Source organism: Mycobacterium sp. (assembly GCF_032159765.1).
In the GTDB taxonomy this organism is placed as follows: domain Bacteria; phylum Actinomycetota; class Actinomycetes; order Mycobacteriales; family Mycobacteriaceae; genus Mycobacterium.
Window position 1 is genome coordinate 57126 of record NZ_JAVHWM010000144.1, and the last position, 25888, is coordinate 83013.

The 25888-nt window shown below is 65.1% G+C and carries 28 protein-coding genes; 16 read left to right on the forward strand and 12 right to left on the reverse strand.

Annotated features, from left to right (window positions below; all coding sequences use genetic code 11):
• Positions 1-147 precede the first annotated feature (147 nt).
• The gene (locus QOH60_RS17435) at positions 148-2196 is read right to left on the reverse strand and encodes an MDR family MFS transporter (RefSeq protein WP_526422593.1); all 2049 of its coding nucleotides are present in this window, start codon (positions 2194-2196) and stop codon (positions 148-150) included.
• 27 nt (positions 2197-2223) lie between these two features.
• The gene (locus QOH60_RS17440) at positions 2224-2895 is read right to left on the reverse strand and encodes a TetR/AcrR family transcriptional regulator (RefSeq protein ID WP_526422595.1); all 672 of its coding nucleotides are present in this window, start codon (positions 2893-2895) and stop codon (positions 2224-2226) included.
• A 70-nt stretch (positions 2896-2965) separates the two neighbouring features.
• On the opposite strand from QOH60_RS17440, the gene QOH60_RS17445 reads away from it, so the two are divergent.
• From QOH60_RS17445 to QOH60_RS17455, 3 genes are read left to right on the forward strand one after another with little or no spacing between them, the layout of a single operon-like run.
• The gene (locus QOH60_RS17445; protein ID WP_526422597.1) at positions 2966-4021 is read left to right on the forward strand and encodes a ferredoxin reductase; all 1056 of its coding nucleotides are present in this window, start codon (positions 2966-2968) and stop codon (positions 4019-4021) included.
• Positions 4022-4039: 18 nt separating this feature from the next.
• Positions 4040-5185, forward strand: coding sequence for a fatty acid desaturase family protein (locus QOH60_RS17450; protein WP_526422599.1), 1146 nt, complete (start codon positions 4040-4042; stop codon positions 5183-5185).
• Positions 5186-5242: 57 nt separating this feature from the next.
• Entirely contained in the window at positions 5243-5725 is a 483-nt protein-coding gene (locus QOH60_RS17455) for a carboxymuconolactone decarboxylase family protein (protein WP_526422601.1), read from the forward strand.
• Here QOH60_RS17455 and QOH60_RS17460 read toward each other — a convergent pair.
• Positions 5715-6044, reverse strand: a complete 330-nt coding sequence (locus tag QOH60_RS17460) for a hypothetical protein (protein ID WP_526422692.1) — start codon at positions 6042-6044, stop codon at positions 5715-5717. The two genes, QOH60_RS17455 and QOH60_RS17460, sit on opposite strands and share 11 nt — an antisense overlap.
• Before the next feature lie 74 nt (positions 6045-6118).
• Between QOH60_RS17460 and QOH60_RS17465 the strand changes: the two genes are divergently transcribed.
• On the forward strand, positions 6119-7009 hold the full coding sequence (locus QOH60_RS17465) for a crotonase/enoyl-CoA hydratase family protein (protein ID WP_526422603.1): 891 nt from the start codon (positions 6119-6121) through the stop codon (positions 7007-7009).
• Between the two features lie 87 nt (positions 7010-7096).
• Here the strand turns inward: QOH60_RS17465 and QOH60_RS17470 are convergent, their stop codons facing one another.
• Complete coding sequence (locus QOH60_RS17470) at positions 7097-7597, reverse strand: flavin reductase family protein (RefSeq protein WP_526422694.1); 501 nt, start codon at positions 7595-7597, stop codon at positions 7097-7099.
• Positions 7598-7700: 103 nt separating this feature from the next.
• Here QOH60_RS17470 and QOH60_RS17475 point away from each other — a divergent pair, with 103 nt between their 5' ends.
• Genes QOH60_RS17475 through QOH60_RS17495 form a run of 5 tightly spaced genes read left to right on the forward strand, consistent with a single transcriptional unit; the run spans position 7701 to position 12770 of the window.
• Positions 7701-8837: a glycosyltransferase gene (locus tag QOH60_RS17475; RefSeq protein WP_526422605.1), complete on the forward strand. Its 1137-nt coding sequence runs from the start codon at positions 7701-7703 to the stop codon at positions 8835-8837.
• 51 nt (positions 8838-8888) lie between these two features.
• On the forward strand, positions 8889-10241 hold the full coding sequence (locus QOH60_RS17480) for a type I glutamate--ammonia ligase (RefSeq protein WP_526422607.1): 1353 nt from the start codon (positions 8889-8891) through the stop codon (positions 10239-10241).
• Position 10242: 1 nt separating this feature from the next.
• A complete protein-coding gene (locus QOH60_RS17485; RefSeq protein ID WP_526422609.1) occupies positions 10243-11391 on the forward strand; it encodes an amidohydrolase family protein in 1149 nt (382 codons plus the stop codon).
• Positions 11388-12065: a YoaK family protein gene (locus tag QOH60_RS17490; protein ID WP_526422611.1), complete on the forward strand. Its 678-nt coding sequence runs from the start codon at positions 11388-11390 to the stop codon at positions 12063-12065. The genes QOH60_RS17485 and QOH60_RS17490 overlap by 4 nt, the downstream gene beginning before the upstream one ends.
• Positions 12066-12086: 21 nt before the next feature.
• A complete protein-coding gene (locus tag QOH60_RS17495; protein ID WP_526422613.1) occupies positions 12087-12770 on the forward strand; it encodes an HAD family hydrolase in 684 nt (227 codons plus the stop codon).
• Here QOH60_RS17495 and QOH60_RS17500 read toward each other — a convergent pair.
• The gene (locus tag QOH60_RS17500; RefSeq protein ID WP_526422615.1) at positions 12757-13266 is read right to left on the reverse strand and encodes a nuclear transport factor 2 family protein; all 510 of its coding nucleotides are present in this window, start codon (positions 13264-13266) and stop codon (positions 12757-12759) included. The two genes, QOH60_RS17495 and QOH60_RS17500, sit on opposite strands and share 14 nt — an antisense overlap.
• 75 nt (positions 13267-13341) lie before the next feature.
• Positions 13342-14592 carry a serine hydrolase domain-containing protein gene (locus QOH60_RS17505; RefSeq protein WP_526422617.1) on the reverse strand — a complete coding sequence of 417 codons (1251 nt, stop codon included), beginning with the start codon at positions 14590-14592 and terminating at the stop codon, positions 13342-13344.
• Between the two features lie 103 nt (positions 14593-14695).
• On the opposite strand from QOH60_RS17505, the gene QOH60_RS17510 reads away from it, so the two are divergent.
• Entirely contained in the window at positions 14696-15631 is a 936-nt protein-coding gene (locus tag QOH60_RS17510; RefSeq protein ID WP_526422619.1) for a lysophospholipid acyltransferase family protein, read from the forward strand.
• Here the strand turns inward: QOH60_RS17510 and QOH60_RS17515 are convergent.
• Positions 15628-16191 carry a chorismate mutase gene (locus QOH60_RS17515; protein ID WP_526422621.1) on the reverse strand — a complete coding sequence of 188 codons (564 nt, stop codon included), beginning with the start codon at positions 16189-16191 and terminating at the stop codon, positions 15628-15630. The genes QOH60_RS17510 and QOH60_RS17515 overlap by 4 nt on opposite strands.
• Before the next feature lie 107 nt (positions 16192-16298).
• On the opposite strand from QOH60_RS17515, the gene QOH60_RS17520 reads away from it, so the two are divergent.
• The 3 genes from QOH60_RS17520 to QOH60_RS17530 all read left to right on the forward strand — a co-directional run bounded on the left by QOH60_RS17520 (position 16299) and on the right by QOH60_RS17530 (position 18876).
• Positions 16299-17273 carry an alpha/beta hydrolase gene (locus QOH60_RS17520; RefSeq protein ID WP_526422623.1) on the forward strand — a complete coding sequence of 325 codons (975 nt, stop codon included), beginning with the start codon at positions 16299-16301 and terminating at the stop codon, positions 17271-17273.
• A gap of 74 nt (positions 17274-17347) precedes the next feature.
• Positions 17348-17854 carry a hypothetical protein gene (locus QOH60_RS17525; protein WP_526422625.1) on the forward strand — a complete coding sequence of 169 codons (507 nt, stop codon included), beginning with the start codon at positions 17348-17350 and terminating at the stop codon, positions 17852-17854.
• 137 nt (positions 17855-17991) lie between these two features.
• Positions 17992-18876: a cyclopropane mycolic acid synthase family methyltransferase gene (locus tag QOH60_RS17530; protein ID WP_526422627.1), complete on the forward strand. Its 885-nt coding sequence runs from the start codon at positions 17992-17994 to the stop codon at positions 18874-18876.
• A 196-nt stretch (positions 18877-19072) separates the two neighbouring features.
• On the opposite strand, the gene QOH60_RS17535 is transcribed toward QOH60_RS17530, so the two are convergent.
• From QOH60_RS17535 to QOH60_RS17545, 3 genes are all read right to left on the reverse strand, one after another.
• The gene (locus QOH60_RS17535; protein ID WP_526422629.1) at positions 19073-19924 is read right to left on the reverse strand and encodes an alpha/beta hydrolase; all 852 of its coding nucleotides are present in this window, start codon (positions 19922-19924) and stop codon (positions 19073-19075) included.
• Between the two features lie 80 nt (positions 19925-20004).
• Positions 20005-20565 carry an Rv0361 family membrane protein gene (locus QOH60_RS17540; protein WP_526422631.1) on the reverse strand — a complete coding sequence of 187 codons (561 nt, stop codon included), beginning with the start codon at positions 20563-20565 and terminating at the stop codon, positions 20005-20007.
• 57 nt (positions 20566-20622) lie between these two features.
• Positions 20623-21012: an Rv0361 family membrane protein gene (locus QOH60_RS17545; protein WP_526422633.1), complete on the reverse strand. Its 390-nt coding sequence runs from the start codon at positions 21010-21012 to the stop codon at positions 20623-20625.
• A gap of 433 nt (positions 21013-21445) precedes the next feature.
• On the opposite strand from QOH60_RS17545, the gene QOH60_RS17550 reads away from it, so the two are divergent.
• Positions 21446-22003 (forward strand): class I SAM-dependent methyltransferase, encoded by a 558-nt coding sequence (locus QOH60_RS17550; RefSeq protein ID WP_526422635.1) that lies wholly within the window; start codon positions 21446-21448, stop codon positions 22001-22003.
• A 315-nt stretch (positions 22004-22318) separates the two neighbouring features.
• On the forward strand, positions 22319-23065 hold the full coding sequence (locus tag QOH60_RS17555; protein WP_526422637.1) for a L,D-transpeptidase: 747 nt from the start codon (positions 22319-22321) through the stop codon (positions 23063-23065).
• Positions 23066-23068: 3 nt separating this feature from the next.
• Here the strand turns inward: QOH60_RS17555 and QOH60_RS17560 are convergent, their stop codons facing one another.
• A complete protein-coding gene (locus tag QOH60_RS17560) occupies positions 23069-23740 on the reverse strand; it encodes a sterol desaturase family protein (protein WP_526422640.1) in 672 nt (223 codons plus the stop codon).
• Entirely contained in the window at positions 23737-24459 is a 723-nt protein-coding gene (locus QOH60_RS17565; protein WP_526422642.1) for a FadR/GntR family transcriptional regulator, read from the reverse strand. Before QOH60_RS17565 ends, QOH60_RS17560 begins: the two co-directional genes overlap by 4 nt.
• A gap of 154 nt (positions 24460-24613) precedes the next feature.
• Between QOH60_RS17565 and QOH60_RS17570 the strand changes: the two genes are divergently transcribed.
• Positions 24614-25858 carry a DUF7159 family protein gene (locus QOH60_RS17570; protein WP_526422644.1) on the forward strand — a complete coding sequence of 415 codons (1245 nt, stop codon included), beginning with the start codon at positions 24614-24616 and terminating at the stop codon, positions 25856-25858.
• Positions 25859-25888 lie beyond the last annotated feature (30 nt).

The window sequence follows — 25888 nt, forward strand, 5'->3', positions numbered from 1 at the left end:
CGGGTATCGGCGATGCCCGGCCGGGCGCTAGCTTCTCAACGTCGGGTTGCGCTCGATCACCGCCTGGCGACGAGCACAGATGCAACCAACCACAGCGCGCCGCTGACTGGCCGGATCCCCGCCGGGAAGGACACCCAAACCTTTGCCCTATCGCGCCGCTGGCAGGAGACGACCGGATTCGTCGGACCAGTCCCGTTGCACGAGTATCCGGTGCGCGATCCGATCGAGCGCCGCCTGCACCTCGTCGCGGTCGGGCCTGCCCTCGAACGTCGGCGACTGCTCAAGCTTGTCCACCCAGTACTCGACGAGCCCCGACGACAACACGTCGACCTGGCTCCTACCGGCCTGTGTGAGCCACAGATTCTCGCCGTTGCGTAGCGCGTAGCCGCGCCCGACCAGCCGATCGAACGTCGGCTCAAGCACCTCCTGCGGTACCCGCAGCTGGTCGGCGATGTCGTTCAGCCGCGCCGCCCCGAGGACCTGGGCATGGCGGTTGATCCGCAGCAGCGCCCATGATTCCGCGATGTCGAGCTCACACCCGACGCGCTGACACAGCGCGCGCAACCGCACCGCCGGGCTGTTCCGCATCATCCGGCCGATCGCGTTCTCCAGCAGCACGTCCGGCGATTCGCTGGTGGGCATCGCGAAGCCCTCACCGAGATCGAGGGCGGAGACGGCTTCCCTGTCGTGCAGCGGCACCTCTTTGAGCATGAGTGCCAGCACAAAGCCGACCAGGGCCACCGGCGCCGCACACAGGAACACGAGATCCAGCGATTCCGCGTAGGCGTGCACCACCGGTGCGGCGACGTCGCGCGGCAGTTCATGCAGCGCCTTCGGGGACTGGGCCGCGGCCGCAGGGGCGCCGCTGGCCGCCAGGGCCGGGCCGATACGTTGCCCAAGGAAGTTGGTGAAGAGCGATCCAAAGATCGCCGCACCGAATGAGCTTCCGATGGTGCGGAAGAACGTGACGCCGGACGTCGCGACGCCGAGGTCGGCGAAATCGGACGTGTTCTGCACGATCAGGACGAGCACTTGCATGCACATGCCGATGCCGGCGCCCAGAACGAACAGGTACAGCGACTGAAAAAGTGTGGGTGTCGCCTCAGTCATCCGGGACAACAACACGAACCCGATACTCATGATCAGCGTGCCCGCGACCGGGAAGATCTTGTACCGGCCCGTGCGCCCGACGATCGCGCCGCTGCTGATCGACGTGAGCAACAAGCCAGCCACCATCGGCAACGTGCGCAGCCCCGATGTCGTGGCCGACACGCCGTCGACGAACTGCATGAAGGTCGGCATGAACGTCAGCGCGCCCAACATCGCGAATCCGACGACGAAGGACAACACGCAACACACGGTGAAGACCGGGTTGGCGAACAGCCGGGTCGGCAAGATCGGCTCCGCCACGCGAGTTTCGACCCAGACGAAGATCACCAATGCGAGCGCCGACGCCGCGAACAGCCCGATGATCACGGGCGAGGTCCACGGATAGGTGCTGCCGCCCCAGCTGGTGGCCAGCGTCAGACCCGACGCGCCGAGACCGACGGACAGGATGCCGGCGTAGTCGATCTTGGGCTTGCTCCGTTGTCCCAGAGCGGGAATCGCCGCCGCCGCCACCAGGAGGACGATCGCGCCCACAGGCACATTGATCCAGAACGCCCACCGCCAGGTCAGGTGGTCAGTGAAGAAGCCGCCAAGCAGCGGGCCGACCACGGTGGTCACCCCGAACACCGCGCCGAGGGCGCCCTGGTATTTGCCCCGCTCTCGCAGCGGGACCACCTCGCCGATCAGCGCGGCGGCGGTCACCATGATCCCTCCGCCGCCGATGCCCTGGAGGGCCCGCGACCCGACGAGCATCTCCATAGAGGTCGAAAGCCCGCACAACACCGATCCGATGAGGAAGAACACCACCGCGGCCTGGAAGACCAGCTTGCGGCCGAACAGGTCACCCAGCTTGCCGACCACCGCCGTGACGATCGTCGACGCAAGCAGGTAACTCGTCACGACCCACGATTGGTGACCGGCACCGCCGAGATCGGCGACGACGGTGGGCAGTGCGGTGGCGACGATGGTCTGGTCCAACGCGGCCAGCAGCATGCCTAACAAGATCGAGGTGAAGATGAAGTTCCGACGCTGAGGGTCGATCAGCGCGTTACCGGCAGGCTGGACCTGTTCGATAGCCGAGCTAGCCATATCGTGCAGCCTACGGGCCGGGCGTCGTCAGTCGCTGCTGCGCCAGCCCGCCACGCCGACCACGATCATCCGCAACTGCTTGACCGCGATGCGTTTGATCTCCTCCTGCGCGGCCACGTCCTGGGCATCCTCGATCGCCTCGGCCACCACGATCATCGCGTTGACGAACAGTCCGGCCAAGACATTCAGGTCTTCGGTGCTCCAACCGTTCAGCCCCGGGAAGCGGGCCAGGTCGGTCGCCAGCTCGGAGGTGATCAGCCGGATCTCGGTGCGGATCGCGTACCGCAGGACCGTCACGCCACTGGACCGCTCGCGGCCGATGAACCGCCAATGCTCGCGCTGGGCCGCGACGCTGCCGACGACGATCTCGACCGACGACTCGATCACCCGGTTCGGGTCGAGCTTGCCTGCGCGCGCCGAGCGCAGCATGTCGCGGAGCATGCGAAAGGATTCGTCGATCAGAACGAGGCCCAGCGCCTCCATCGACTCGAAGTGCCGATAGAACGCGGCAGGCACGATGCCCGCCTCACGGGTGACCTCGCGCAGGCTGAGTGCGCTGAAGCTCCGGTCGTCGAGCAGTTTGAGCGCGGCAGCCACGATCGCGCGGCGAGTGGCTTCCTTGCGTTCCTCGCGGGTGACTTTCGGGTGGGAAGTGGATCCGGATCGCCGGGATCGTGAAGTAGGCGTACGACTGTTCACTATTGTGAAGCCTACCACAACCTGGTGTTTTGCATTGACGTCATGGTAGTTCCTAACTCATGGTGTACATATGTTCACTCAAACGCTTTCCAGGCGGGTACTGGGTTCGCCCCTCCTCGACCTGCTCACCGGCCCACACGGGGTCGACCGCTACACCGAACTCGTCGAGCCGATCTGGTCGCAGGGCGACGCCCGCGCGCGGATCGTCTCTGTCCAACATCGCACACCTCGCAGTGTCACTCTGACGCTGGCACCCAACGGCGCGTTCAGTGGATTCAAGGCCGGCCAACACGTCAACCTCTCGGTCGAGATCGACGGCAGGCGCCGCACTCGCTGCTATTCGCCCGCGAGTGCCGAGGGCGCGCCGCTCATCGAGCTGACCGTCGGGCTGCACGACGGCGGCCTGGTGTCGACGTACCTGCACCGCCATGCCAGACCCGGCATGGTCGTCGGCCTCGACGGGGTCGGCGGAGAGTTCGTCCTGCCCGATGTGCGTCCACGCCGCATCTTGTTCGTGTCGGGCGGAAGCGGGATCACCCCGGTGATGTCGATGCTGCGGACGCTGGCCGCCGAGCGTTTCGACGGCGAGATCGCCTTCGTGCACTATGCCCGGTCGGCGGACGAGGCCTGCTACCGCGAGGAGCTTGCGTCCATTCCCGGCGTGCGCGTGTTGCACGGGTTCACCCGGTCGGCCGATCGCGGCGACCTGACGGGCCACTTCGATGCCAGTCATCTGGACGCAGCGATGGCGTCCCCGGATGCGGTCTTCGTTTGCGGGCCGCCCGCGCTGGCCGCCGCCGTGCGCGAATGCTGCGACGACGTCAGCGCCGAAACGTTCGTGCCACCCGTGTTCGATGCACCAGCAGACGGGGTGGGCGGCCAAATCACGTTCGCAGACAGCGGCATTGACCGCGTCGACGACGGCCGCCCGCTGCTGGAGCAGGCTGAGGCGGCCGGCTTGACACCCGAAAGTGGATGCCGCATGGGCATCTGCCATACCTGCACGCGCCGCAAGACCCGCGGTGTCGTGAGAAACCTCATCACCGGCGCGGTGTCGACCACCGACGAGGAGGACGTGCAGATCTGCGTGTCCGCTCCCGTCGGCGACGTCGAACTCGCGCTCTGACCCGGAAAGGACACACCAATGACGACACTTAACAACTCCCCGGCGCGAGCCCGCGCACCCCAGGGAACCCCCGAACAGACCGAAGCCTTTGGCCGTGAACTCGACGCGCTGAAGGAGCGAGTGATCGCCGATCTCGGCGAACGCGATGCCACCTACATCCGCCGAGTCATCAAAGCCCAGCGGGCACTGGAAACCGGTGGCCGGGCGCTGCTGATGGCGGGGATCCTTCCGCCCGCATGGCTTGCAGGCACCGCGATGCTCGCATTGTCAAAGATCTTGGACAACATGGAAATTGGCCACAACGTGATGCACGGCCAATACGACTGGATGGGCGACCCGGCCATCTCCAGCCGCAACTTCGAATGGGACACCGCATGCCCTTCCGATCAGTGGCGGCATTCGCACAACTACATGCACCACACCTACACGAACGTCGTCGGCATGGACCGCGACATCGGTTACGGCATCCTGCGGATGAGCGAACAGCAGCGCTGGCGCCCGTACTTTCTGGGCAACCCGGTCTACGCGTTCCTGCTGATGGTGCTCTTTCAGTACGGAGTGGCCCTGCACGAGCTCGAGACCGAACGCATCAAGTCCGGCGAGATCTCACTTGCGGACAAGCGCGAGATCCTCGATGGCATCTGGCGCAAAACCAAACGGCAGATGCTTAAGGACTACGTCGCGTTCCCGCTGTTGGCCGGCCCGTTCGCGCCGGTCGTGTTGGCGGGCAACCTCACCGCGAACCTGATCCGCAACATCTGGTCGTTCATGATCATCTTCTGCGGCCATTTCCCAGAGGACACCCAGGAGTTCTCGATCGAGGAAACAGCCAAGGAGACCAGGGGAGCATGGTATCACCGGCAGATCCTCGGCTCAGCGAACCTGAAGGGCGGCAAGCTCTTTCATATCTTGAGCGGCAACCTGTCGTTCCAGATCGAGCACCACCTGTTCCCTGACGTCCCGGCCCATCGCCACGCAGAGATCTCGGCCGAGGTGCAGGAGATCTGTGAGCGCTACGGCGTGTCCTACAACACCGGTCCACTGCACCGCCAGTTCGGCACCGTCGTCCGCAAGATCCTGAAACTGGCGCTTCCGCCGGCGCAGCGCGTCGCCGAGCTCGTGCCGTTCGTCAGGCGCGAGCAGACATCGTCCGCGGCTGCCTGACCCTCGAAAACTAGAACGTGTTCCAGATCCGGCTCATGCGGCGTAGCATCGCGTGTCATGAGCCGGATCGGAAACTACCCCGACGATGACCTGATCAGTTGGTTTGCCGCGTCACCTGAACTCGGCGGGGCGATCAACAAATTCCAGCAAGCGGTCTATCACAAGAGCCGCCTGCCGCTGCGGGTTCGCGAGATCGCCCGCATGGCGATCGCGCTGGACAACGAGTGCATGGTGTGCGAGAACACCCGGTTCGGCGAAGGCCCCGCCGAGGGCGTCGACGAGGAGTTCTACGACCACGTGCCGGAATGGCGGACCTGGCCGGGGTACAGCGAGCAGGAGCGGATTGCCGCGGAATTCGGCGAAAGGTTCGCCTCCGACCACAGAGGGCTGCGCGACGACGAGGAGTTCTGGGCCCGCTGCAAAGAGCACATGTCCGACGAGATCCTCGCCGACCTAGCGCTCTCCTGTGCGCTGTGGATCGGGATGGGGCGAGTGCTTCGCACGCTCGACATCGGGCAGGCCTGCAAGATCACGGTGTGAGCCGCACGTCGACTGCCACTCCACCCTTCTCGTCGCGTCGCGCCACGGCGTGACCGGCTCGTTCGCTGCCGTCGAGCGTGATGGTAAGCGGCGCACCGTCTCCCGTGAAGTTCTTCCACCAGGTCTTGGCATCCGGCATCGACACTCCGATCACGATGTCGTCGCCACGCCGCCGGTATGCCACCGGCAGACTCACCTCGCGGCCCGACCGTCGACCGGTGTAGGTCACGTTCGCAAAGGTGCCGCCGAGATATTTGCCCAACCATGGCGACTTGGTCAGCGCCACCACCGGGGCATTGAAGATTGGTCCGGCACGCATGATCAGTCGAGTTACCTTCACATCGAAAAGCCTACCGCCCAATCGAGTTCAGACCCTGAGACCAGGAGCCGCGTATGAGCTATCAGACGATTCTCTACACCACCGACGAGCAGATCGCGACGATCACGCTCAACCAACCGGACGAACTGAACACGATCGTGCCGCCGATGCCCGACGAGGTCGAGGACGCGGTCAACTCCGCCGTGCGCGATGAATCGGTCAAGGTGATCGTGTTGCGCGGTGCGGGCCGGGCGTTCTGTGCCGGCTATCGAACGGGCAGCGGTTTCGGTTACGACGACCAGTTCAGCACCGACGGCCGCTGGGATCCCGGCAAGGACATGATGCTCACCACCGCGGCGGCCACCTCGCCGCACCAGAAGTTCATGAGCATCTGGCGGTCACCGAAGCCGGTGATCGCGCAAGTGCACGGCTGGTGCCTGGGCGGCGGCAGCGATTATGCGTTGTGCGCAGACATGGTGATCGCCAGCGAGGACGCGCAGATCGGCACGCCGTATTCACGGGTGTGGGGGGCCTACCTGTCCGGTATGTGGATCTACCGGCTGGGCCTGACCCGCGCCAAATACCACGCGCTGACCGGCAGGCCACTGTCCGGCCGGGAGGCGGCCGACGTCGGGCTGATCAACGTCGCGGTGCCGTTCGCCGACCTCGAGGCCACCGTGCGCGCGCAGGCCGCCGAGCTCGCGTCATTGCCGATGGGGCAGATCGCCGCTCAGAAACTCATGGTCAACCAGGCCTACGAGAACATGGGGCTGGCGTCGACGCAGACGCTGGGCGCGATCCTCGACGGGATCATGCGCAACATTCCGGAGGCGCACGCGTTCATGGAACATGCTGCTGCACAGGGTGTTTCGTCGGCTGTCGCACAGCGAGACGGCAAATTCGGCGACTACAGCCAAGCGCCGCCCGACCGTAAACCCGACCCCAGCCACATCATCGAGCCCTAGTCACATCGGACGCGAAATGGAATTCCATGCACTTGTTGCGGCCGGATTGCTACATGGAATTCCATTTCGCGGACGGAAGTGCATTACTCAGGCCCCGTGGCCCGGCTCGAGGTCGCGCACGTCAGAGAACGTCACCAGCTCGTCGAAGCGCTCCGGCGCGAAACCCGCGACCGGCTCGAGCAGATGCCCGACATGATCGCCGACATCGAAACGGTTGAGGATGCGGCCGGCGAACCATCCGACAGCCCCGCCAAGTATCGGCAGATCCTCTGGGCCGCTGCTCCATTCGCACCGGTCGAACTTATTGACGCGATCGCCCGTCTCACTACCGAAGAGCCGCGCCAGATCCCGGTGTTGGCGGGGCAGCAGGTGCACAGCGAGATGCGTCGCGCGCTCGGCCACCCGGAAGGTGTGATTCTTCTTCGACAGACCGGCGAGGAACCGTGACGGGCTGATGCTGACCTGACTCGCGAAGCCCACGAGACAGCCGCCGAGTTCGCCATCGGCTCGGGTGGTGACGACGAACATCGGGTAATTCAACAAGCCGACGAGTTCGTCAAAGGCTGAGTTATCACTGTCGCCGGCCATCGCCATCCGCTCAAGTTGTGTGTCGCGGGTGTTCACTTCATGTTCAAGTATGCGTTGACGTCGCGTGGCGCTTCGCACATGCGGTCATCATCTGATGAGTCCGATGCGCGTGGTTCAGGTCGCCAACTTTTACGGGCCGCGGTCGGGGGGCTTGCGGACCGCGGTCGACAGGCTTGGCGCGGAGTACTGCGCGGCAGGACACGACGTCTTCCTCATCGTTCCGGGTTCTACCCCCTCACGAACACTACTACCCACTGGTGTGACGCGAATCTCGGTGCCGGCCAGGTCAATTCCGTTCACCGGCGGCTATCGCGCGGTGATGCCGGGACCCGTCAAGCGCATCGTCGAGGAAATCGGGCCGGACGCACTCGAGGTGTCCGATCGGCTCACGCTGCGCTCGATGGGCCGGTGGGGTCACCGGCGCAATGCGGTCACGGTGATGATCTCGCACGAGCGGCTCGACCGGCTGGCCGGGATCATCCTGCCGAGCCGCAGCGCCAGACGCCTGGCCGATTTCGCGAACCGGCGCACCGCCGCGAGTTATGACATGGTCGTCTGCACCACGGACTTCGCGCGCGAGGAATTCGACCGTATCGACGCGCGCAACGTCGCGACCGTTCCGCTCGGTGTGGATCTGGACACCTTCCACCCACGGCACCGGTCAATCGGGCTGCGGCGCCAGTGGGCGGCACCGGGACAGTCTCTGTTAGTGCACTGCGGACGGCTTTCCGTGGAGAAGCGAGCCGACCGCAGCATCGATGCGCTTGCCGCCCTTCGTGATTCCGGCGTCGATGCTCACCTCGTGGTCATCGGGGAGGGGCCGATGCGCCGCAAGCTCGAACGCCAAGCCGCGGGGTTGCCGGTCAGTTTTACGGGCTTCGTCGACAACCGCGGTCAGGTCGCTGCGATGCTGGCGTCGGCCGACGTCGCGCTCGCGCCCGGGCCGCACGAGACATTCGGGCTCGCTGCGTTGGAGGCGCTGGCCTGTGGCACACCAGCGGTGGTGTCGCGCACATCGGCGCTGCGCGAGATCGTCACGGCCGACAGCGGCGCGCACGCAGCCAACGATCCCGACTCGATCGCGCAAGGTGTGATCGACATCATCGGCCGGCCCTTGCGACGACGGCGCCGCGACGCGCGCAAGCGTGCCGAGCTCTTCACCTGGCAGCGGGCCGCCAACGAGATGCTGGGCATCTTCGATCCGGCCGATCAGTCCGAGACACCGCCGTTTTCCGCCTGAAAACCGACCTACGGTTCTGCGTGCTCGCGCCATCCCTGCAGAATGAATCGGATGACGCACCAAGCGGACGCAGCGCCGTCGATCGCCGGGCTCGAGGCCAGTGGCATCGAGACGATCATCGGGACTGTCGTCAATCCTGCGGGTCTCATCCACGCCAAGACCGTGCCGCCCCGTCGGTTGAACGCATTCGCCGAACCGGGTTTCGGCGCCAGCCCGGTCTGGCACGTGTTCGCCATCGACCAGACCGGTATCGCTATGACGCCGAACTTCGGCGTCATAGGCGACCTGCGAATCCGGATCGACCTGACGGCACTTCGGACCCTCGGCCAGGGGCTGGCCTGGGGGCCGGGATCGTTCTTCGACCAAGATGGCCAGCCGGTCCCGACGTGCAGCCGCGGCACCTTGCAGCGCATCGAGGACCGGCTCCGGGCACGCGATCTGGAAGCTCTCGTCGGTCACGAGATCGAGTTCGTTCTCGTGGACACCGACGGCGGCCGACTGCCGTCGTCTCTGTGGGCGCAGTACGGCGTGGCCGGCGTGCTCGAACACGAGCAGTTCGTTCGCGACGTCACCACCGCTGCCGCGGCCGCCGGCGTTGGAGTCGAGCAGTTCCACCCCGAATACGGCCTCAACCAGTTCGAGATCTCGCTGTCCCCGCTGTCGCCGGTGGCGGCTGCGGACCAATTGGTGCTGATGCGGCTGATCATCGGCCGCATCGCCCGCCGCCACGGAACTCGCGTCTCCTTCTCGCCTGTGCCGTTCGCCGGAAGTGTGGGATCTGGTGCCCACCAACATTTTTCGCTGACACAAGACGGCACGCCCCTGTTCTCCGGTGGGACCGGGGTTCACGGCATGATCGAAGACGGCGAGCACGCGATCGGCGGTATCCTCGCCGGACTTGCCGAGGCGCAGGGCGTGCTGAGCGGGTCTGTCGTGTCCGGATTGCGGCTGGAGCCTGGATTCTGGTCGGGTGCAAGCGTGTGCTGGGGCACCGAGAACCGCGAGGCCGCGGTGCGGTTTCTCGTCGGCGGCCCTGGTAACCCGCACGGCGCCAACGTCGAGATCAAGCCCATCGACGCGTCCGCGAACCCCTACTTCGCGTCTGCGGCGATTCTCGGACTTGCGCTCGACGGCATCGAATGGCGCACCGCGCTGCCCCCGGAGGTGCCGGTGGATCCCAGCGGCCTGTCAGATGACGAGGCCGTCCGCGCAGGCGTCGTTGTCCTGCCTACCGATCAGGCGACGGCGATATCGGCGCTCGAGGGCTCCAGCTGGATCCGCGGCATCCTCGGCGACTCCGCCGTCGACGCGATCGTTGCGGTGCGGCGCTACGAGCACGACAAGTACGGCACGCTGGACCCCGAGGAGCTGACCGCCAAGTTCCGCATGGCGTGGAGCGTGTGACATGCGGGCCGATACCTCGGCGCTGGCCGAGCATGTCGGCCATCTGCGACTGGTCGATCACCACGTGCACGGCTGCTGGATACACGCTGCAGACCGGGCCCGCTTCGAGAACGCACTCAACGAGGCGAACACCGACCCGCTCGCCGACTTCGACTCCGGTTTCGACACCCAGCTGGGCTTCGCGGTCCGTGCGCACTGCGCGCCACTGCTCGGCCTGCCGCCGCATGCCACCCCCGACGACTACTGGAAACAACGCATGGAATTCGCTGAAAGCGTTCTGGCGCAAGAGTTTCTAGCTGCAGCAGGCGTCTCCGACTGGCTGGTGGACACGGGTCTTTCCGACGGCGTCGCGGATCTGGACACCATGGCCGCCCTGTCGGGCGGACGCGCCCACGAGGTGATCCGCCTCGAGCAGATCGCCGAGCTCGCCATCGCGGACGGCAGCGATTACGCCGACGCATTCGACAACCGGCTGTCCAGGAAAGCGGTGACGGCCACGGCCACCAAGTCGATCCTCGCGTATCGCGGCGGCTTCGACGGTGATCTGTCGGAACCCACGCCGAAGGAGGTCGCCGACGCCGCCGCACGGTGGCGCGACAGCGGCGGTGGGCGGCTCACCGACCGGGTGATTCTGCGGTTCGGACTGCACCGGGGGATACGGCTGGGCAAGCCGCTGCAATTGCACGTCGGACTCGGTGACCGCGATTGCGACCTGCACAGGACGAACCCGCTTCTGCTGCTGGATTTACTGCGCGACATAGCTTCTGAGTCAGTCTGCCCACCGATCATGCTGCTGCATTGCTATCCGTTCGAACGCGAAGCCGGCTATCTCGCGCAAGCGTTCAACAACGTCTACGTGGACGGGGGGCTCGCGATCAGCCATCTCGGTGGACGCGGGCGCGGCGTGGTGGGCCGGCTGCTTGAGCTCGCGCCGTTTCGCAAGATCCTGTACTCATCGGACGGGTTCGGCCCCGCGGAGCTGCATTTTCTGGGAGCGGCTCTGTGGCGCAATGGAATTCGTGAGGTGCTGCAGCAATTTGTGGACGCGGGGGAGTGGAGCGAGGCCGACGCGATCCGCGTCGCCGACCTGATCGGCCATCGAAACGCCATCCGCGTATACGGGCTCGAGACCGACGAGCGGGCCGCATGATCGAGGAAGCCAAGACATCGACCACACTGCGGTTCGCGGTACTGCTCACCCTCACCAACGGGTTCCTCGACTCGTACACCTACATCGTGCGGGGCGGCGTCTTCGCCAACGTCCAGACCGGCAACGTGATTCTGTTCGCGATCGACATGCGCCACCGCCACTGGGGCAATTCACTTGCGCATCTGTGGCCGATCCTGGCTTTCCTTGCAGGAGTCCTGCTTTCAGCGCACATCAAGTCGGGCCGCGCCCAGAAACTGGTCGAGCACCCGCTGCGGTGGGTGATGGCGTTCCAGACCATCGCGTTCACGATCGTCGGATTCGTGCCGACGTCGGTCCCCAACAGCTTCGTGACGATTCCCATCTCGTTTCTGGCCGCCATGCAGTTCACGCTGTTCCGCAATATCGGGAATCTGACGTATGTTTCGGTGGCCACGACCGGAAACCTGATGAGGTTCGTCGAATCCGGATACTCGTTGTTCGCCGACAAGGACCAGTCGGCTCGACTGGGGTTCAAAGTCTACGGAGTGTTGATCCTTGCCTTCGCCAGCGGCGCCGTGGCGGGGGCATTCGGCAGCGAGGAGTGGGGCGTCCGCGCGGTCTGGCTCCCCGCGGCATTCCTCGCCGTCACGCTGCTGCTGTTCATCATCGACGAGCGGGAAGGTAAAGAACCCTAATGAACGGGTATTCCTTGCGCGATGAGCACCTCACCGGCCCCAGCGGTCCTGTTCGACATCGACGGCACCCTCGTCGACTCCAACTATCTGCACGTGCACGCCTGGGTGCGGGCGTTTCACGACGTCGGGATCGCGGCTGACACCTGGCGCATTCACCGGGCAATCGGCATGGACGGTTCGACACTCGTCGACACGTTGTCGGATCACGCCCCCGACGACATCCAGAAGCGCCTGAAGGATCTGCATTCGCGGTACTACGAGGAACTTATCCCGCTGCTGCGGGTGCTCCCTGGTGGGCGGGACATCCTGGAACGCGTGGCATCAATGGGCCTGCAGGTGGTGTTCGCCACGTCGGCACCCGAGGACGAGCTGGCGGCGCTTCGTCGCGTCCTCGACAGCGACGATCTCGTCGCGGCGATTACCTCCTCCGAGGACGTCGACACCGCGAAACCCGACCCAGACATCATCGGCGTGGCATTGGACCGCGCGGGCGTGACAGCGGATCAAGCGATGTTCGTCGGCGATGCGGTGTGGGATGCGAAAGCCTGTGCCAGAGCTGGCGTTTCCAGTATCGGGCTGCTCAGCGGCGGAACGTCGCGCGACGAGTTGACCGACGCCGGGGCAAGTGCCGTCTTCACCGACGCCGCCGACCTGCTGGCGCACATCGACGACACCGCAATCGGCAAGCTTGTCACCCCGTCGTGAGTTCCCAGCCCATGTTCTTGGCGAACGCCAGCGCGTCGTCGGACGCCGTGCCCAGGCTCGCGCAGCGCTCGATGTAACCCTTCAGCATGACCATGAAGTTCATCGGGTTGTAGGCGTCTTCCTCGTAGCTCCACAACCCGTCGCCCGCGTACTTCAGCAGGGTGATGTTTCCGGCTTCGTGAATGCTGCCGTCGCCGGGGTCCTTCATTCTGTTCAAAACTTCGGAGAACACCCAGCCCTTCTCCTCGTCGATGGCGTGCCACGAGGTGGGGAACCATGGCATCTCGCTGCCAGGGAACGTGTTCATCGTGGACGTGATCCATTCGCGAATCTGCTCGCGGCCCTCGACATTTCCGAACGCGTGCTCGACGTAGCGCGCGTCCTCGGTGAACTCGTCGGCGTAGCTCGACCAGTCCCAGCTCTTGCCGATCTCGACGACCCGTCGCTCGTGCTCTGCAAACGCGGACTCAATTTCCTCGCGTGACCATTGACCCATGCAAATGATGTACCACACCGACATCGGCGGGCAACGTGGACTGAGCGACTTTCCCCTCGCTGCGCTGGACCGTTGTCAGCGCGGCTTGCTCGGTGACGGCGACGGCGTGCTGGAGGGCTGCTGCACCTGCGGGCTGAGCGAATACACGTGGTCCGGCGTGAGCACCTTGGTCACCGCGTTGGCGAGGGAAGTGCTGGGCTCGTTGCCCTGATAACTGATGTCGGTGTTGCTCAGGATGACGAGGGTCTGCTGCGTCTCCGGTTGATAGACCACGACGCTTTGATATCCGGGAAGACTGCCGTTGTGGCCGATCCAGCCCGCGAGGTTGAAGATGCCAAGGCCGTAGCCATCCGGCGGTGGCAAGCCTAGGGCGCTCACCGTCTGCAGGCGTTGCTCCTGCACGTGGGGTGAGAGCAATTTGCCAGTGGCCAAAGCGGGCGCCCAGGTGTGCAGGTCACCCAATGTGGAGATCATCGCACCGGCCGACCATGCCCATGACGGATCCCAGTCGGTCGCCGTGGTCTCCTTGCCGTCCGCTGTCTGGTTGGTGTAGCCCTGGGCGTGCGGGTCCCCAAACGCGCTGGTGGTGGGAAAACTGGTCTGCGACATGCCCAATGGGGACAGGATGTGGTCGTGGATGTAGTCGGGCAGCGGTTGGCCGCTCACTTTTTCGACGACGAGTCCGAGCAGAATCGTGTTCGTGTTGCAGTACTGGAAATTCTCCCCGGGCGCAAAGGTTGTGGGCTGCGAGAACGCGTAACCGAGCAGTTGCTGCGGTGAGAAGGGCCGTCGGGGGTTGGCGAAAAACGCCTGCTGGAAGTCAGGGCTGTCGGTGTAGTTGGCCAGACCGCTTTGCATCCGGGCCAGCTGCCGCAGAGTGATGGCGTCCCCGTGCGGTACACCGTCGATGTACTTGGCGATCGGATCGTCGAGCCCCACCTTGTTCTGGTCCACAAGCTGCAGGACACCGGTAATCGTGAATGTCTTTGTCACGCTTCCGATCCGGCTGTAGAACGACGTCTGCATCGGCGCTCCGGTCGCCTTGTCCGCGACGCCGTATGCGTGCTCGTAGTAGCCGTTGGGTCCCCAGATGCCCAGAATCACGCCGGGCACCGACGCCGCCGTCATCGCCTGCTGCAGCGCGTCGTCGATCTTGTGCTTGATGTCAGGGTTCAGCTCTTTCGGCGATTCTGCGGTCGACGACGCCGAGGTGCCCTGCGTGGACGTCGGCCGGCTGCACCCTGACACCGCCAAGACGGCGATCACGACAACACCCACGAGAAACGTTCGTAGCCAACGGACTAGGCCCGAGCGGTCCGTCTTCATGCGAGATCCCATCGTCGTGGACTTGGCAGGACCATTATTCGTCACGCGCCGGACAGCAAATCCTCAGGGTGTGACGACAGCCACACGAGGGTAAGCGGAGAGTATGACCACTACCGATCACAGATCTCCAGCTGTCCAGGAACAGGCCAAGCAGCACGCCGACGCAGCGCGCGCACGAATGGACGAGCGCCGCGCCGACCAGGAGGGCGGCGTCGGTGGTTGGATCGCCGAGCGTGCCGGCGAGTGGGATTTGAGCGGGTTCGACGAGACCACGATGCAGCGGCAGAAGTTCTTCTGGAACACGCTCGTCGACTACTGGTTCCGGATGGAGTTGGACGGGTGGGAGAACATCCCCGAACCGCCCGCGCTGCTGATCGGCATTCACTCCGGCGCGCCGTTCGTCTGGGACGCGTGGACCGTCGGCATCCAGTGGTGGCGCCGGTTCGGTCAAGAGCGACAGCTGCACGGCACCGCCCACGACGCGCTGATGGCGATCCCGGTGATCGGCCGCTACTTCCGCGCGATGGGCGTGTTGCCTGCAGCACCGGACTCGATCGCGACCGCCCTTGCCGAGGGTAGGGACGTCGCGCTCTGGCCGGGCGGCGAGGTGGATTCGCTTCGGCCGTGGAGCGAACGCGATCAAGCCAACCTGGCCGGCCGGACCGGGTTCGTCAAGATGGCGATCCGCGCAGGCGTGCCGATCGTGCCGATCGCGACGGTCGGGGGAGCAGACGCGATGCCGGTGCTGTTCCGAGGCGACAGGCTGTCCCGAACTCTGAGGCTGGACAAGATGTTGCGGCTGAAGGTCTTTCCCCTGGCGGTGTCGTTGCCGTGGGGCATCGCTCCTGCGATGCTGCCGCAGTTCCCGCTGCCGGCGAAAATACGGACCCGGTTCATGCCCGCCATCGAGTTGTCTCACGACCCCGAGCGCGCCGACGACGACGACTACGTGGAGCACATGTACGGCGAGGTCCAGGGAAGCATCCAGCAGGGCATGGACGCGCTGGCCCGCAAACGGGCGCTTCCGCTCTTCGGCTAGCCCTGGCAGTACGAGCGGGTCGCAAAGTCCAGAGCCTGCCGGTACAGCGGGTCGAGTTGCCGGGCCTGCGCCGTTGCGGCGACGGCGTCGTCGCGCGCAGCCACGCAATCCGCGGAGTGCAACAGCTCCCATTGGGCCGCGATCTCGGTGACCATCCTTCTGTTGAGGACGTCGATCTGCGCGCGGGAGGACGACAGGTCCGGCGCCGTCGATGGCGCGGCCTGCGGATCGAGCTTCCATTGCGCGAACCGGCCGTACTCGACGCCCTCGGTTGCGCCGATCTGGTCGCTGAACACCTGGCTGACGTAGCCCGGATCGACGTGCTGTGCGAGCGCGTCGGCTCTGACCGCGGCCAATACCTGATTCACTCTTGCCGGGTCTTCGATGCTCGCCTTGGACTGCCACTTGACCGCCGCCACCGGGTCCGCAGTCATCAGTCGTTCTACTGCCGCCCCGACTAGCGCCGAAAGCGGGTTGGGCTCCGTCGCGCCGGCAGGTGGCGCCGCGATCGCACCCGTGCTCAGTATTAAGGCACAGACGGTCCTCCGGACTCTGGTCACACCCCATTTTTAACAGGCGCAACAGTGTTATCACCGCTGTAACGACATGTCGGCCGAGGCGATATGCCGGTATACGGCCGGGGGATGAGCGCGCGATGGAGGTCGTAATGAATCGCAGGTGGGGAAGCCGGTTGGCGGCGGGATTGGTCGCTGCGGCCGTGCTGCCAGGACTAATTGGCCTCGCGGGAGGTTCGCCACCGGCCGCGGCCTACTCCCGACCAGGTCTGCCGGTCGAGTACCTGGATGTGCCGTCGCCCTCGATGGGCCGCGATGTGCGGGTCCAGTTCCAGGGTGGCGGTCCTCGTGCTGTCTACCTGCTGGACGGGCTGCGGGCGCGTGACGATCAGAACGGCTGGGACATCGAGACTGCCGCGTTCGAGTGGTACGACAAGTCGGGCATCTCGGTAGTGATGCCGGTGGGTGGCATGTCGAGCTTCTACACCGACTGGTACCAGCCCGCGGCCGGCAACGGCACCACCTACACCTACAAGTGGGAGACGTTTCTGACCTCCGAGCTACCCAGGTGGCTCGCGGCGAACAGAGGCATCAGCGCGACCGGCAACGCGGTGGTGGGCCTGTCGATGTCGGGCAGCTCCGCGTTGATCCTCGCGGCCTACCATCCGGGCCAGTTCGTCTACGCCGGCGCCCTGTCCGGGTTCCTCAACCTGTCCGACGGCTTCTGGCCGATGCTGGTCGGCCTCGCGATGAACGACGCGGGCGGGTTCAGCTCACTCGCCATGTGGGGCTTGCCCCGCGACCCGGCATGGCGGCGCAATGACCCGACCGTTCAGATCGGCAGGCTCGTCGCCAACGGCACCCGGATCTGGGTGTACTGCGGCAACGGCAATCCGTCGGACCTCGATGCGGGCCAGGGCGACGCTGTCGTGCCGGCGCAGTTCCTCGAGGGCCTGACGCTGCGGACCAACCGGATGTTCGCGCAGCGGTATCAAGCTGCAGGTGGCCGCAATGGAGTGTTCAACTTCCCGGCGAACGGCACCCACAGCTGGGGGTACTGGGGTGGCCAGCTCCAGGCCATGAAGCCGGACATGCAACGTGTGCTCGGCGCCACGCCGACCAGCTGACTGTTTGACCGCACACCTTTGCGGGCAGTCCATCTCTGAGCGCAAGCGAACTATCCGCGAGATTGGACCCCGACGTGAGCAAACAAGACACCGACCAGGCGGACGCCCCGGCACAGAGTGCCGACGAAAAGAAACTCGGGGACTCCGATCAAAAGGGCGCCGACACCGAAGAGAAAAAGACCACGGAGTCCGCCAATGAGGCGGGTGACGACTCGTCCTCGGAAACGACCAAGGACGAAGACGGGGTCGAAAGGTACGGATCGGGGCAGGTAGCTGAAAAGCCGGACGTCTCGGATGAGCATAAGAAGTCGGCCGAGGAAATGGCTCAGTCGTACATGGAGGAGCGTCCGACCACCGTGCTGCCCGGCTCGGACGGCACCGTGACCGGAACAGCGGTAAACGACTGGATCGACGACGACGGCAACCCTGTACACGGCGATATACACGAGGATCTCCAAGAAGCCGCTGAGCGCGATCGCAAGCGCAACGAGCAGGCTAAATCCGGAGAAGACGACGACAAAGCTGATGAAGCCGAAGCCAAAAAGAGCCCCAAGGACGAAGACGCCGGCAAGGACGGCTGACTAACGGCGGCAATGCCGTTGCTCGGACGCAGCGCAGCGCTGAGCAGCCGACGGCAAACTCTCAGCCAGACTCTCGTACCATCAGGGTCGAGTTTCATACAACGAACCCGATCGCGGGAAGCCTGTAGGGATTGACATTGCCAGAGACCCCATCGACATCATCGACCCTGACGCCGCACTTCGAGGACGTGCAGCACCACTACGACCTGTCAGACGATTTCTATCGGCTGTTCCTCGATCCGACGCAGACATACAGCTGCGCGTACTTCGAACGCGAGGATATGTCGCTCGAAGAGGCACAGCTCGCAAAGATCGATCTCGCTCTCGGCAAGCTGGGCTTGCAGCCGGGGATGACCCTGCTCGACATCGGGTGCGGCTGGGGCGCGACCTTGAAGCGCGCGATCGATAAGTACGACGTGAATGTCGTCGGCCTCACATTGTCGAAGAACCAGCAGGCGCACGTTCAACAGCTGTTCGACTCCTCACCGAGTCCGCGCACCAAGCGGGTGCTTCTGCAGGGCTGGGAACAGTTCGACGAGCCCGTCGACCGGATCGTTTCGATCGGCGCCTTCGAGCACTTCGGCGCTGACCGCTACGACGCGTTCTTCACCAAGGCCCACCGCGTGCTGCCGGCCGATGGCGTCATGCTGCTGCACACGATCATCAAGCCCAGCGACGACGAGTTCGCTGAGCGCGGATTGCCAATCACGATGACGCACTTGCGATTCTTCAAGTTCATCATGGACGAGATCTTTCCCGGCGGTCAGCTGCCCAATGCCGCAGCCGTGCAGGAGCACGCGAGCAAAGCCGGCTTCGCGATCACGCGCCAGCAGCAGCTGCGTCTGCACTACCAGCGCACGCTCGAGATTTGGGCCGCCGCGCTGGAAAGCCACAAGGACGAGGCGATCGCTCTGCAGTCCGAAGAGGTCTACGACCGGTACATGAAATATCTGACGGGCTGCGCAGAGCTGTTCCGCGACGGCTACACCGACGTGTGCCAATTCACCTGCGAAAAGTCCTGACCCTCCCGTATCCCGCGAGCGTGCGTGTCTGCAGGCGACACGCCGGTGAAATCGCAAAGTATCCGCACGTTCACGCCGAACTGGTGGTGATCGTTTCGGCACCGCGCTTCGCTGGGTTTCGCGCGAGCGTGCGTCAACTCCTGCCGTGTGCGGCGTGTCGGGCAACAGACACGCACGCTCGCGGGGTTCGGACGGTTTAGGACGACAGCCAAGTCAATTCGGCGGGAAGCTGGCTGCACCAGTACGACGGGTCGTGACCGCCGGCCGAAAAGCTCCCCGCTGCGGGCTTGCCCAGCTGTGCGACGAACTGCCGGCTCGCCGCGTAGAACCGGTCCTCGGTACCGCAGTCCACCCGGATCGGGATCGACGCCAGCTCGGAGCGCCCGAAGACGGTGTTGTTGGCCCAGTCGTACGAGTTGTCGAAGGCGCCGTCGTCCGTCAGCAGATATGAGGTCCACAGTGCCGGACTTACGGCACAGATCCCCGCGGTCCGCGCCGCGCCCAATCGAGCACCGAGCAGCAGCGCACCGTAGCCGCCCATCGACCAGCCGAGGAACCCCACCCGCGAGGTGTCATAACCCTTGGCGGCAAGCATCGGCAACAGCTCGGTCAGCACCATCGCCCCGGAGTCGGTGCCCGAGGCTCTGCGATGCCAGTACGTGTTGCCGCCGTCCACGCTGACGACGGCGAATGGCGGCACGCCGGCCCTGACCACCTTGGCCAACACGTCGGGCACCCCGAGGGCCATCACCGACGCCGCGTCGGCGTCGTGTCCGTGCAGCGCGACGACGGGGCGCAGCCCGTCGGCGGTTCCCGGCGGTCGCGCGATCGCCCAATTCGTCTCGACGCCACCACGCGCCGCCGAGACGAACGAGCCGGTGAGAAGCTTCGCAGCCGACGACGCCGCCGGAGACGGATCTAACGGTACGGGCCCGTTAGCGCGAGAAACCGTGGGCTGCAACAGGTTCCCCAGCGCATATACACCGGCTGCCAGCCCTCCCGCCCGCAAGACAGCTCGTCGTGTCGCCCGCGCCATGCGCGCAATCATTTCAGTGACACGCCGCTTGCGTTGAAACGCTTTGGCATCAAAGCGATCACATTCTGCAAACCATCAGCCCGGAAGGGGCCTCAGCACAGTTTCCAGTCGTCGGCCTCTTTACGAAGGTCGAGGGTCTCGCTCATGGTGTCCTGGTTCGAGAACGTCTCGGTGACTTCGACCTGGGCACTGGCGCTGTGGATGCCGATTGAGTCGATCGCGAAGTGGACCGTTCCTGTCTCGTTACGTTGTTGTGTGAACTTCGACTCGGTGTTGGTTTTCTTGTTGCGGATCTGCGCACACGAATGGCTCATGAAGCCGGCATAGTCGAAGCTGTTCCAGGCGTCCTCGATCGCCGACAATGTGCCGCGGATCTGGTCCTCGTCCGTCTGCGGCGCCGAACCACCTAGCGCCCACGGACTCGGTCGTGCACGCGAGTCCGCGGCGTCCCTATTCGTGGTGACGACGAAGGTCACCACCGCCACGACGACGACGGCAACTGCGGACGCGACGGCGATCATCACGTTGCGGCCGGTATGACTCGGCCAAGGCACAACCTCGTCTGCGTCCATCGGGTATGACAGCGTCGGAAGGGACGCCGGCGGCCACGACGGATCCGGTGTCCAGCCGCTGGGCGGGGGATTGAAACGCATCAGGCTCACCGTCGCAAAGTCGGCTCAGCGCGGCCTATTAACGCCTAAACGAACCGCTCACTTTGTGCAGTCTTTCCAGCCACCGTTCTCCTTGATGAGATTGAGCGTCGCTGACCGAGACTTTGGCTGCGTCGCGAGCTTCACGTCCACTTCCACGTCGGCCTTGTCGCCGTTCACCGTGACCGAGTTGATTTTTATCGTCATGTTTCCCCCTTTCGACCGCAGGCTCTTGAACTTGGCCTCGGTGTTTGACGAATCCTCGGTGACGTTGTGACAGGACAGATTCTGGATGCCGTTGTAATCGGAGTTGTTCCAAGCCGTCTCAAGGCCTGCCACGACGTCGCGGATCTGGTCCTCGTCTGATTTCGATCCGCCGCCCAACACAAGGACGAGCGTCACCACCAATCCGATGACTAGCGCTGCGGCCACTCCCACCCAAATGAGCATCGTGCGGTTGCTGCGGTGGGGCGGCGGAGCGAACTGGCCCGGGCCTGGAGCGGGGTGCTGCCACTGAGGGGCGCCTCCCGGGTATGCCGGCGGTGCCATAGGCTGCGGGCCCGTCTGGGGTTGGGGCACCTGAGCCTGAGGCGGTGCGGAGTCGTCGATCCAGAATTGCCACCCGGCAGGCGCGGGGGGCCATGCCGGATCCGGAGTCCAGCCAGGCTCTGGAGACCAGCCTGGTGCCACGGGCCAATTCGGTGGTGGATTGAAGCGCATCGCGTTCCCCTTCGGTGAAGTCAGCTCAGGCTATGGCACCATCGGCGCTAGGGCGGCGAGTGCACCCGATATTCACCCCAAGCCTAATCAACCGACCAGCCGTTTCCCCTTGAAACAGCTTCAGCGGCCGCCGCGCCGGGCCGACAGGAGAGTTACTGACGCCATGACCGAGTGGAGCGGCGAAGAGTACGCCTCGATCAGCGACCTGCAACGGTCGATGGCCGAAGAAGCCGCCGCATCGCTCGACTTCGCAGGCGACGAAACGGTTCTCGACATCGGGTGCGGCGACGGGCACGTCACCCGAGCGTTGTCCGGCCACGTGCCCGAGGGCTTTGTCGTGGGAGTAGACCCGTCGCAGGGCATGCTCACTGAAGCGGCGCGACATCATCAGGACGGGTCGTCAGCGCCGGCGTTCGTGAGAGCGGACGTCCGGCGTCTGCCGTTTGCCGAACGGTTCGACGTCGCAGTGTCATTCAACGCGCTGCACTGGGTGCCGCAACAGCTTCAGGCACTAACCGAAATCAGCTCAGTCGTGCGCAGGGGCGCACGACTGTTGATTCAGATGGTGTGCGCCAGCGAGCGACCAAGCGTCGAGGCCGTCGCGATGACCGTGTGCGAGCGCCCTCGATGGGCACCCCGGTTCAGCGCCTTCGCTGCGCCGTTCGTTCACGTGGATCCCGCAACCTACGGGGACCTCGCCGCGGAGGCCGGGTTCACCTGACCGGCATTGACGTCACCGACCGCCAGTGGGACTTCGGATCGCGAGAACATTTCTCCCGCTGGTGTGCAACCGGAAGCGCGGCGTGGACCGATCGGTTGACGATCGACGAACAGGCGGAGTTCATCGACGAGCTGGTGAATTCCTATGAGCCAGTGGCCGGCCAGCCGGGGCTGTTCCTCTTCACTCAGATGCGCGCCGCGTTTGTAAAGCACTGAGCGCGCAAGCCCAACGGCACACGCCACCAGCGGTTACCGCGTCTGAAGCTCTTCGGCGATTACAGTGCGAATAGTTGCTACGCCGTCAAAGGGGTCTTGCATGCCAAGAGTGCTTCGGTGCGGAATCGTCGTGCTGGCGACGATGGTTCTGTTCGCGACGGCGCCGGCCGGCACCGGCATGGCGGCCACCACCCCCGGCGTTGCGGTGGCCGGTGTGACGCCGTCGCGAGGCGACGTCGTCGGGGTCGGCATGCCCGTCACCGTGCGGTTCACCGCGCCGGTCATCAACCGCGCCGCGGCCGAGCGATCAATCCACGTCGAGTCACCCGGGAGCCTGAAAGGTCAGTTCCGTTGGCTCAATGACAATGTCGTGCAGTGGGTTCCGGTCGGCCTGTTGCCCGCGCACAGCCACATCGAGGTCAGTGCCTACGGGTTCTCGACGGAATTCGAAACCGGGGCCTCGGTCGTCGGCGTCGCCAGCATTTCCCAGCACACCTTCACGGTCAGTATCGACGAACAGGTCGCGCGCGTGATGCCTGCATCGCTGGGCAAACCGAAGTACCCGACGCCGGTCGGCTCGTTCACCGCTTTGGAGAAACAACGCACGGTGACTTTTGATTCGCGAACCATCGGTATCCCGTTGAATTCGCCTGACGGCTATGTGATCAAGGGGGAGTACGCCGTTCGCGTCAACTGGGGCGGCGTGTACGTGCACTCCGCGCCGTGGTCAGTGGGGTCGCAGGGTAAGGCGAACGTCAGCCACGGTTGCATCAACCTCAGCCCCGACAACGCCGCGTGGTACTTCGACAACGTCAACATCGGGGATCCGATCGTCGTCAACGGTTAACGATCAGGCGTCCCGTCCTGCGTGGAGGCTCTTGGCTGTCGGCGAAGTCGGCACCGTCGCAGGATCAGGCGCCGTTCGCAGCACGTGGTCGGCGGTGTTCGCGCAGACCACCGTGAACCAGTAGTGCTCGTTCTTGAAATGATGAAGCCGGTGGTGACGCCAAATAGCCTTATACATACGGGTTTTCGGCTTGTAATCGCTGTGGATGAGGTAATGGCACCATTCGTAGCCGAGCCCGATCACTCCGACGCCAGCCAGAAACGTCAGACCCAGTCCGGTCCGCGGGAACACCAGCAGAGCGACGGCGACAAAGGTCGGCACGGCCCCGAGCAGGGTCTGCCACGGAATGAAGATGAGTGGCACATCACGCGGGTCGACATGGTGCTCACGATGCTTGCGTGCCAGCAAGGTGTCGACCGTGACGCCACCGATGCGCCGCGGGCGCCAATGCAACACGACGACGTGAATGATCCACTCGACGAATGGGAAGATCCCGATCAGGATGAGTACGACAAGCCCGTCGGTGATCCGGTAATCACCCACGATCACGCGCGCGGTGAGCGCGGCGACCAGCGTCACCCCGATCATCCACGGCGACGGGTGTTTCCAGAATTCGCGCAAGGCATCGGCCAGTGTGAATGCCTTGCGCGCGGTACGCGCCGGTGTCGTGGTCATCGCTGATTATCCAGGCTGCCGAAGGCGGCGATCAGCGCGGTCGTGCCGGGTTCGAGCAGCTCGCGCGCTGCCTCGACGGCGCGGCCGGAATCGCCTTTCGTGATCGCTGCGGCCAGCTGCCGATAGGCTTCTGGGCGGCCGACTTCGGCCGCCATCACCGCGGCCAACGCCGGCAGCGCCGGCTCATAGGCAGCGCGAAGTGTGTTGTACATCAACCGAAACACGATCGAGTCGGCCGCGTCGACCACATGGTCCCAGAACGTCAGCGCACACCGCTGCCGCTCGACGGGATCCGTCTCCGACTGCAGCTCGGAGACCGAATCTTCCAGTAATGCAGCAGTTTCCGGGCCGCGGCGCTGCGCCGCCAGCTCTGCGGCTTTCGGGCCGTTGTGCAGACGGGCCTCCAGGATGCTGCGGGCCACGGTGATGTCGAGCTCGCCGCCGGGAAGCAGCAGGCGCGGCAGGAGATCGAGTCCGGCATGCCGCCGAAAATCACGGACGGTGGTCGAATCTCCTTGGCGGACCTCGACAATGCCCGCCGCCGACAGGCGCTTGAGTGCCTCCCGAACCGCGGGCCGCGACACCCCGAGAACCTCGGAGAGCCGACGCTCGCTCGGCAACGCTTCTCCTGGACGCATCTGACCGCTGAGCACTTCCTCAACGATCTGCTCGAACACATCCTCGGGTACTGACCGACGACTGATGGGCTGAAGGGCCATGACCCAACGATGGCGCATCATTGGCAAGACGTCAAGTGGTCAGACCAGTTAAGGTGACGCCCGTCGCGACGCCCCTATTGCCGGCGGGTAGGCTCTGGCCCGACGCAGCTGGATTACCACCTTTGTCCCGGCCCGTTTGTCGCGCCGCCAGCGAGTGCCGGTACGTAAGGAGTGCGAACTGGACACCGTACTCGGACTGTCGATGACCTCGACCGCCGTCGGTCTGGTCCTCGTCGAAGGCCACGAGGCCGACGGCGAGATCATGGACCAGGACGCATTCGACGTCCCGACGCGTCGAGGCGCGACCGCGATCAGCAGTTCCGACTACGTGGCGGGCGCCTTGTCCCGGACTCGTGCGATAGCCGAGGGCAGGCGACCGTCGGCTATCGGCGTGACATGGAGCGACGACTCCGAGCTGGAAGCGTCGCTGTTCCTGAAGTCGCTGACCGAAGCCGGCTACCAGAACATCGTCGCCGTGCGCTCTCCCGAGGCCGGCGAGGCGCTGGCGAGGGGAATCGGGCGGGCGGTGGGCTATCAGGCGACCGCGGTCTGCCTGCTCCAGCCCGAGTCCATCGTCGTGTCGATGGTGAACACAGATGACGGGGCGGTCCAGACTGTCGAGCACCTCCAAAAGGATATCGGCAGCGACGTAACTCGTTGGCTCACTAGGGTTTTCGATCTCAACGGGTGGGACCCGGAGTGCCTCATCGTCGTCGGGCCCGATGCCGACCTCGGCGAGTTCACGAAGCGGCTCGAGCGCGCTCTGGGTATACCGGTTTTCGCACCGGCGGAGGCGGAGTTCGCCCTTGCCCGCGGGGCTGCTCTCGCGTCGGCGCAAAGCCCTGACGGAACCGCTGCGAGCGGACGTCGGTCGCGGCGTGCCAGGAGAGCGGGCTCAGTGGCCCACACCACCGCGCTGGCGATGCTGGTCGGCGGGACCGCGACCTTCGTTGTGTCGGTCTGTCTTGCAGCCGGCCTGAAGCTGACGGCGACCTCCAGCGAGACCAAGCCCAGCACGCCACCAGCGGCCACGCCGACGGTGGCGGCGACTCTCGGCGAGGCGGTGCCGGCCTCAGCGCTTCCTTCCGTCCAGCCGTCTCCGGCGGACATCGGGATCGAACCAGAACAGCAGCCGAGCACCCCTCCGCCCGAGGACGCACAGACCGCTGGTGCCCCCGCGCAGGACCAGATAGCTCTCGACAGTGCCCCGCCCGACGCCGCGCCGCCAGCAGCGCCTGAACCGCCCCCCGCTGATCCGCCGCTGCCGCCCCAAGGTCAAGACTCCCAGGCGCCGCTGTTGACGCGAGTGCTCGAGCACGTGCCCGGCCTGCATCCGGACTCAGCGCCGCCGGCGAACCAACCCCCGGCGCCTCCCGAGAGCCCGGCGCCGACGCCCTAGCGGATCCGGCGCACGTTCGTCAGTCTGAAA

Coding starts and splice junctions, on each gene's coding strand:
- QOH60_RS17485 (WP_526422609.1), top strand. CDS start 10,243: ATGCGGGCCGATACCTCGGCGCTGGCCGAGCATGTCGGCCATCTGCGA.
- QOH60_RS17470 (WP_526422694.1), bottom strand. CDS start 7,597: ATGGCCGGCGACAGTGATAACTCAGCCTTTGACGAACTCGTCGGCTTG.
- QOH60_RS17510 (WP_526422619.1), top strand. CDS start 14,696: ATGACCACTACCGATCACAGATCTCCAGCTGTCCAGGAACAGGCCAAG.
- QOH60_RS17435 (WP_526422593.1), bottom strand. CDS start 2,196: ATGGCTAGCTCGGCTATCGAACAGGTCCAGCCTGCCGGTAACGCGCTG.
- QOH60_RS17540 (WP_526422631.1), bottom strand. CDS start 20,565: ATGCGTTTCAATCCCCCGCCCAGCGGCTGGACACCGGATCCGTCGTGG.
- QOH60_RS17520 (WP_526422623.1), top strand. CDS start 16,299: ATGAATCGCAGGTGGGGAAGCCGGTTGGCGGCGGGATTGGTCGCTGCG.
- QOH60_RS17445 (WP_526422597.1), top strand. CDS start 2,966: ATGTTCACTCAAACGCTTTCCAGGCGGGTACTGGGTTCGCCCCTCCTC.
- QOH60_RS17480 (WP_526422607.1), top strand. CDS start 8,889: ATGACGCACCAAGCGGACGCAGCGCCGTCGATCGCCGGGCTCGAGGCC.
- QOH60_RS17505 (WP_526422617.1), bottom strand. CDS start 14,592: ATGAAGACGGACCGCTCGGGCCTAGTCCGTTGGCTACGAACGTTTCTC.
- QOH60_RS17545 (WP_526422633.1), bottom strand. CDS start 21,012: ATGCTCATTTGGGTGGGAGTGGCCGCAGCGCTAGTCATCGGATTGGTG.
- QOH60_RS17560 (WP_526422640.1), bottom strand. CDS start 23,740: ATGACCACGACACCGGCGCGTACCGCGCGCAAGGCATTCACACTGGCC.
- QOH60_RS17535 (WP_526422629.1), bottom strand. CDS start 19,924: ATGATTGCGCGCATGGCGCGGGCGACACGACGAGCTGTCTTGCGGGCG.
- QOH60_RS17490 (WP_526422611.1), top strand. CDS start 11,388: ATGATCGAGGAAGCCAAGACATCGACCACACTGCGGTTCGCGGTACTG.
- QOH60_RS17475 (WP_526422605.1), top strand. CDS start 7,701: ATGCGCGTGGTTCAGGTCGCCAACTTTTACGGGCCGCGGTCGGGGGGC.
- QOH60_RS17500 (WP_526422615.1), bottom strand. CDS start 13,266: ATGGGTCAATGGTCACGCGAGGAAATTGAGTCCGCGTTTGCAGAGCAC.
- QOH60_RS17495 (WP_526422613.1), top strand. CDS start 12,087: ATGAGCACCTCACCGGCCCCAGCGGTCCTGTTCGACATCGACGGCACC.
- QOH60_RS17450 (WP_526422599.1), top strand. CDS start 4,040: ATGACGACACTTAACAACTCCCCGGCGCGAGCCCGCGCACCCCAGGGA.
- QOH60_RS17460 (WP_526422692.1), bottom strand. CDS start 6,044: ATGCGTGCCGGACCAATCTTCAATGCCCCGGTGGTGGCGCTGACCAAG.
- QOH60_RS17550 (WP_526422635.1), top strand. CDS start 21,446: ATGACCGAGTGGAGCGGCGAAGAGTACGCCTCGATCAGCGACCTGCAA.
- QOH60_RS17565 (WP_526422642.1), bottom strand. CDS start 24,459: ATGGCCCTTCAGCCCATCAGTCGTCGGTCAGTACCCGAGGATGTGTTC.
- QOH60_RS17465 (WP_526422603.1), top strand. CDS start 6,119: ATGAGCTATCAGACGATTCTCTACACCACCGACGAGCAGATCGCGACG.
- QOH60_RS17455 (WP_526422601.1), top strand. CDS start 5,243: ATGAGCCGGATCGGAAACTACCCCGACGATGACCTGATCAGTTGGTTT.
- QOH60_RS17555 (WP_526422637.1), top strand. CDS start 22,319: ATGCCAAGAGTGCTTCGGTGCGGAATCGTCGTGCTGGCGACGATGGTT.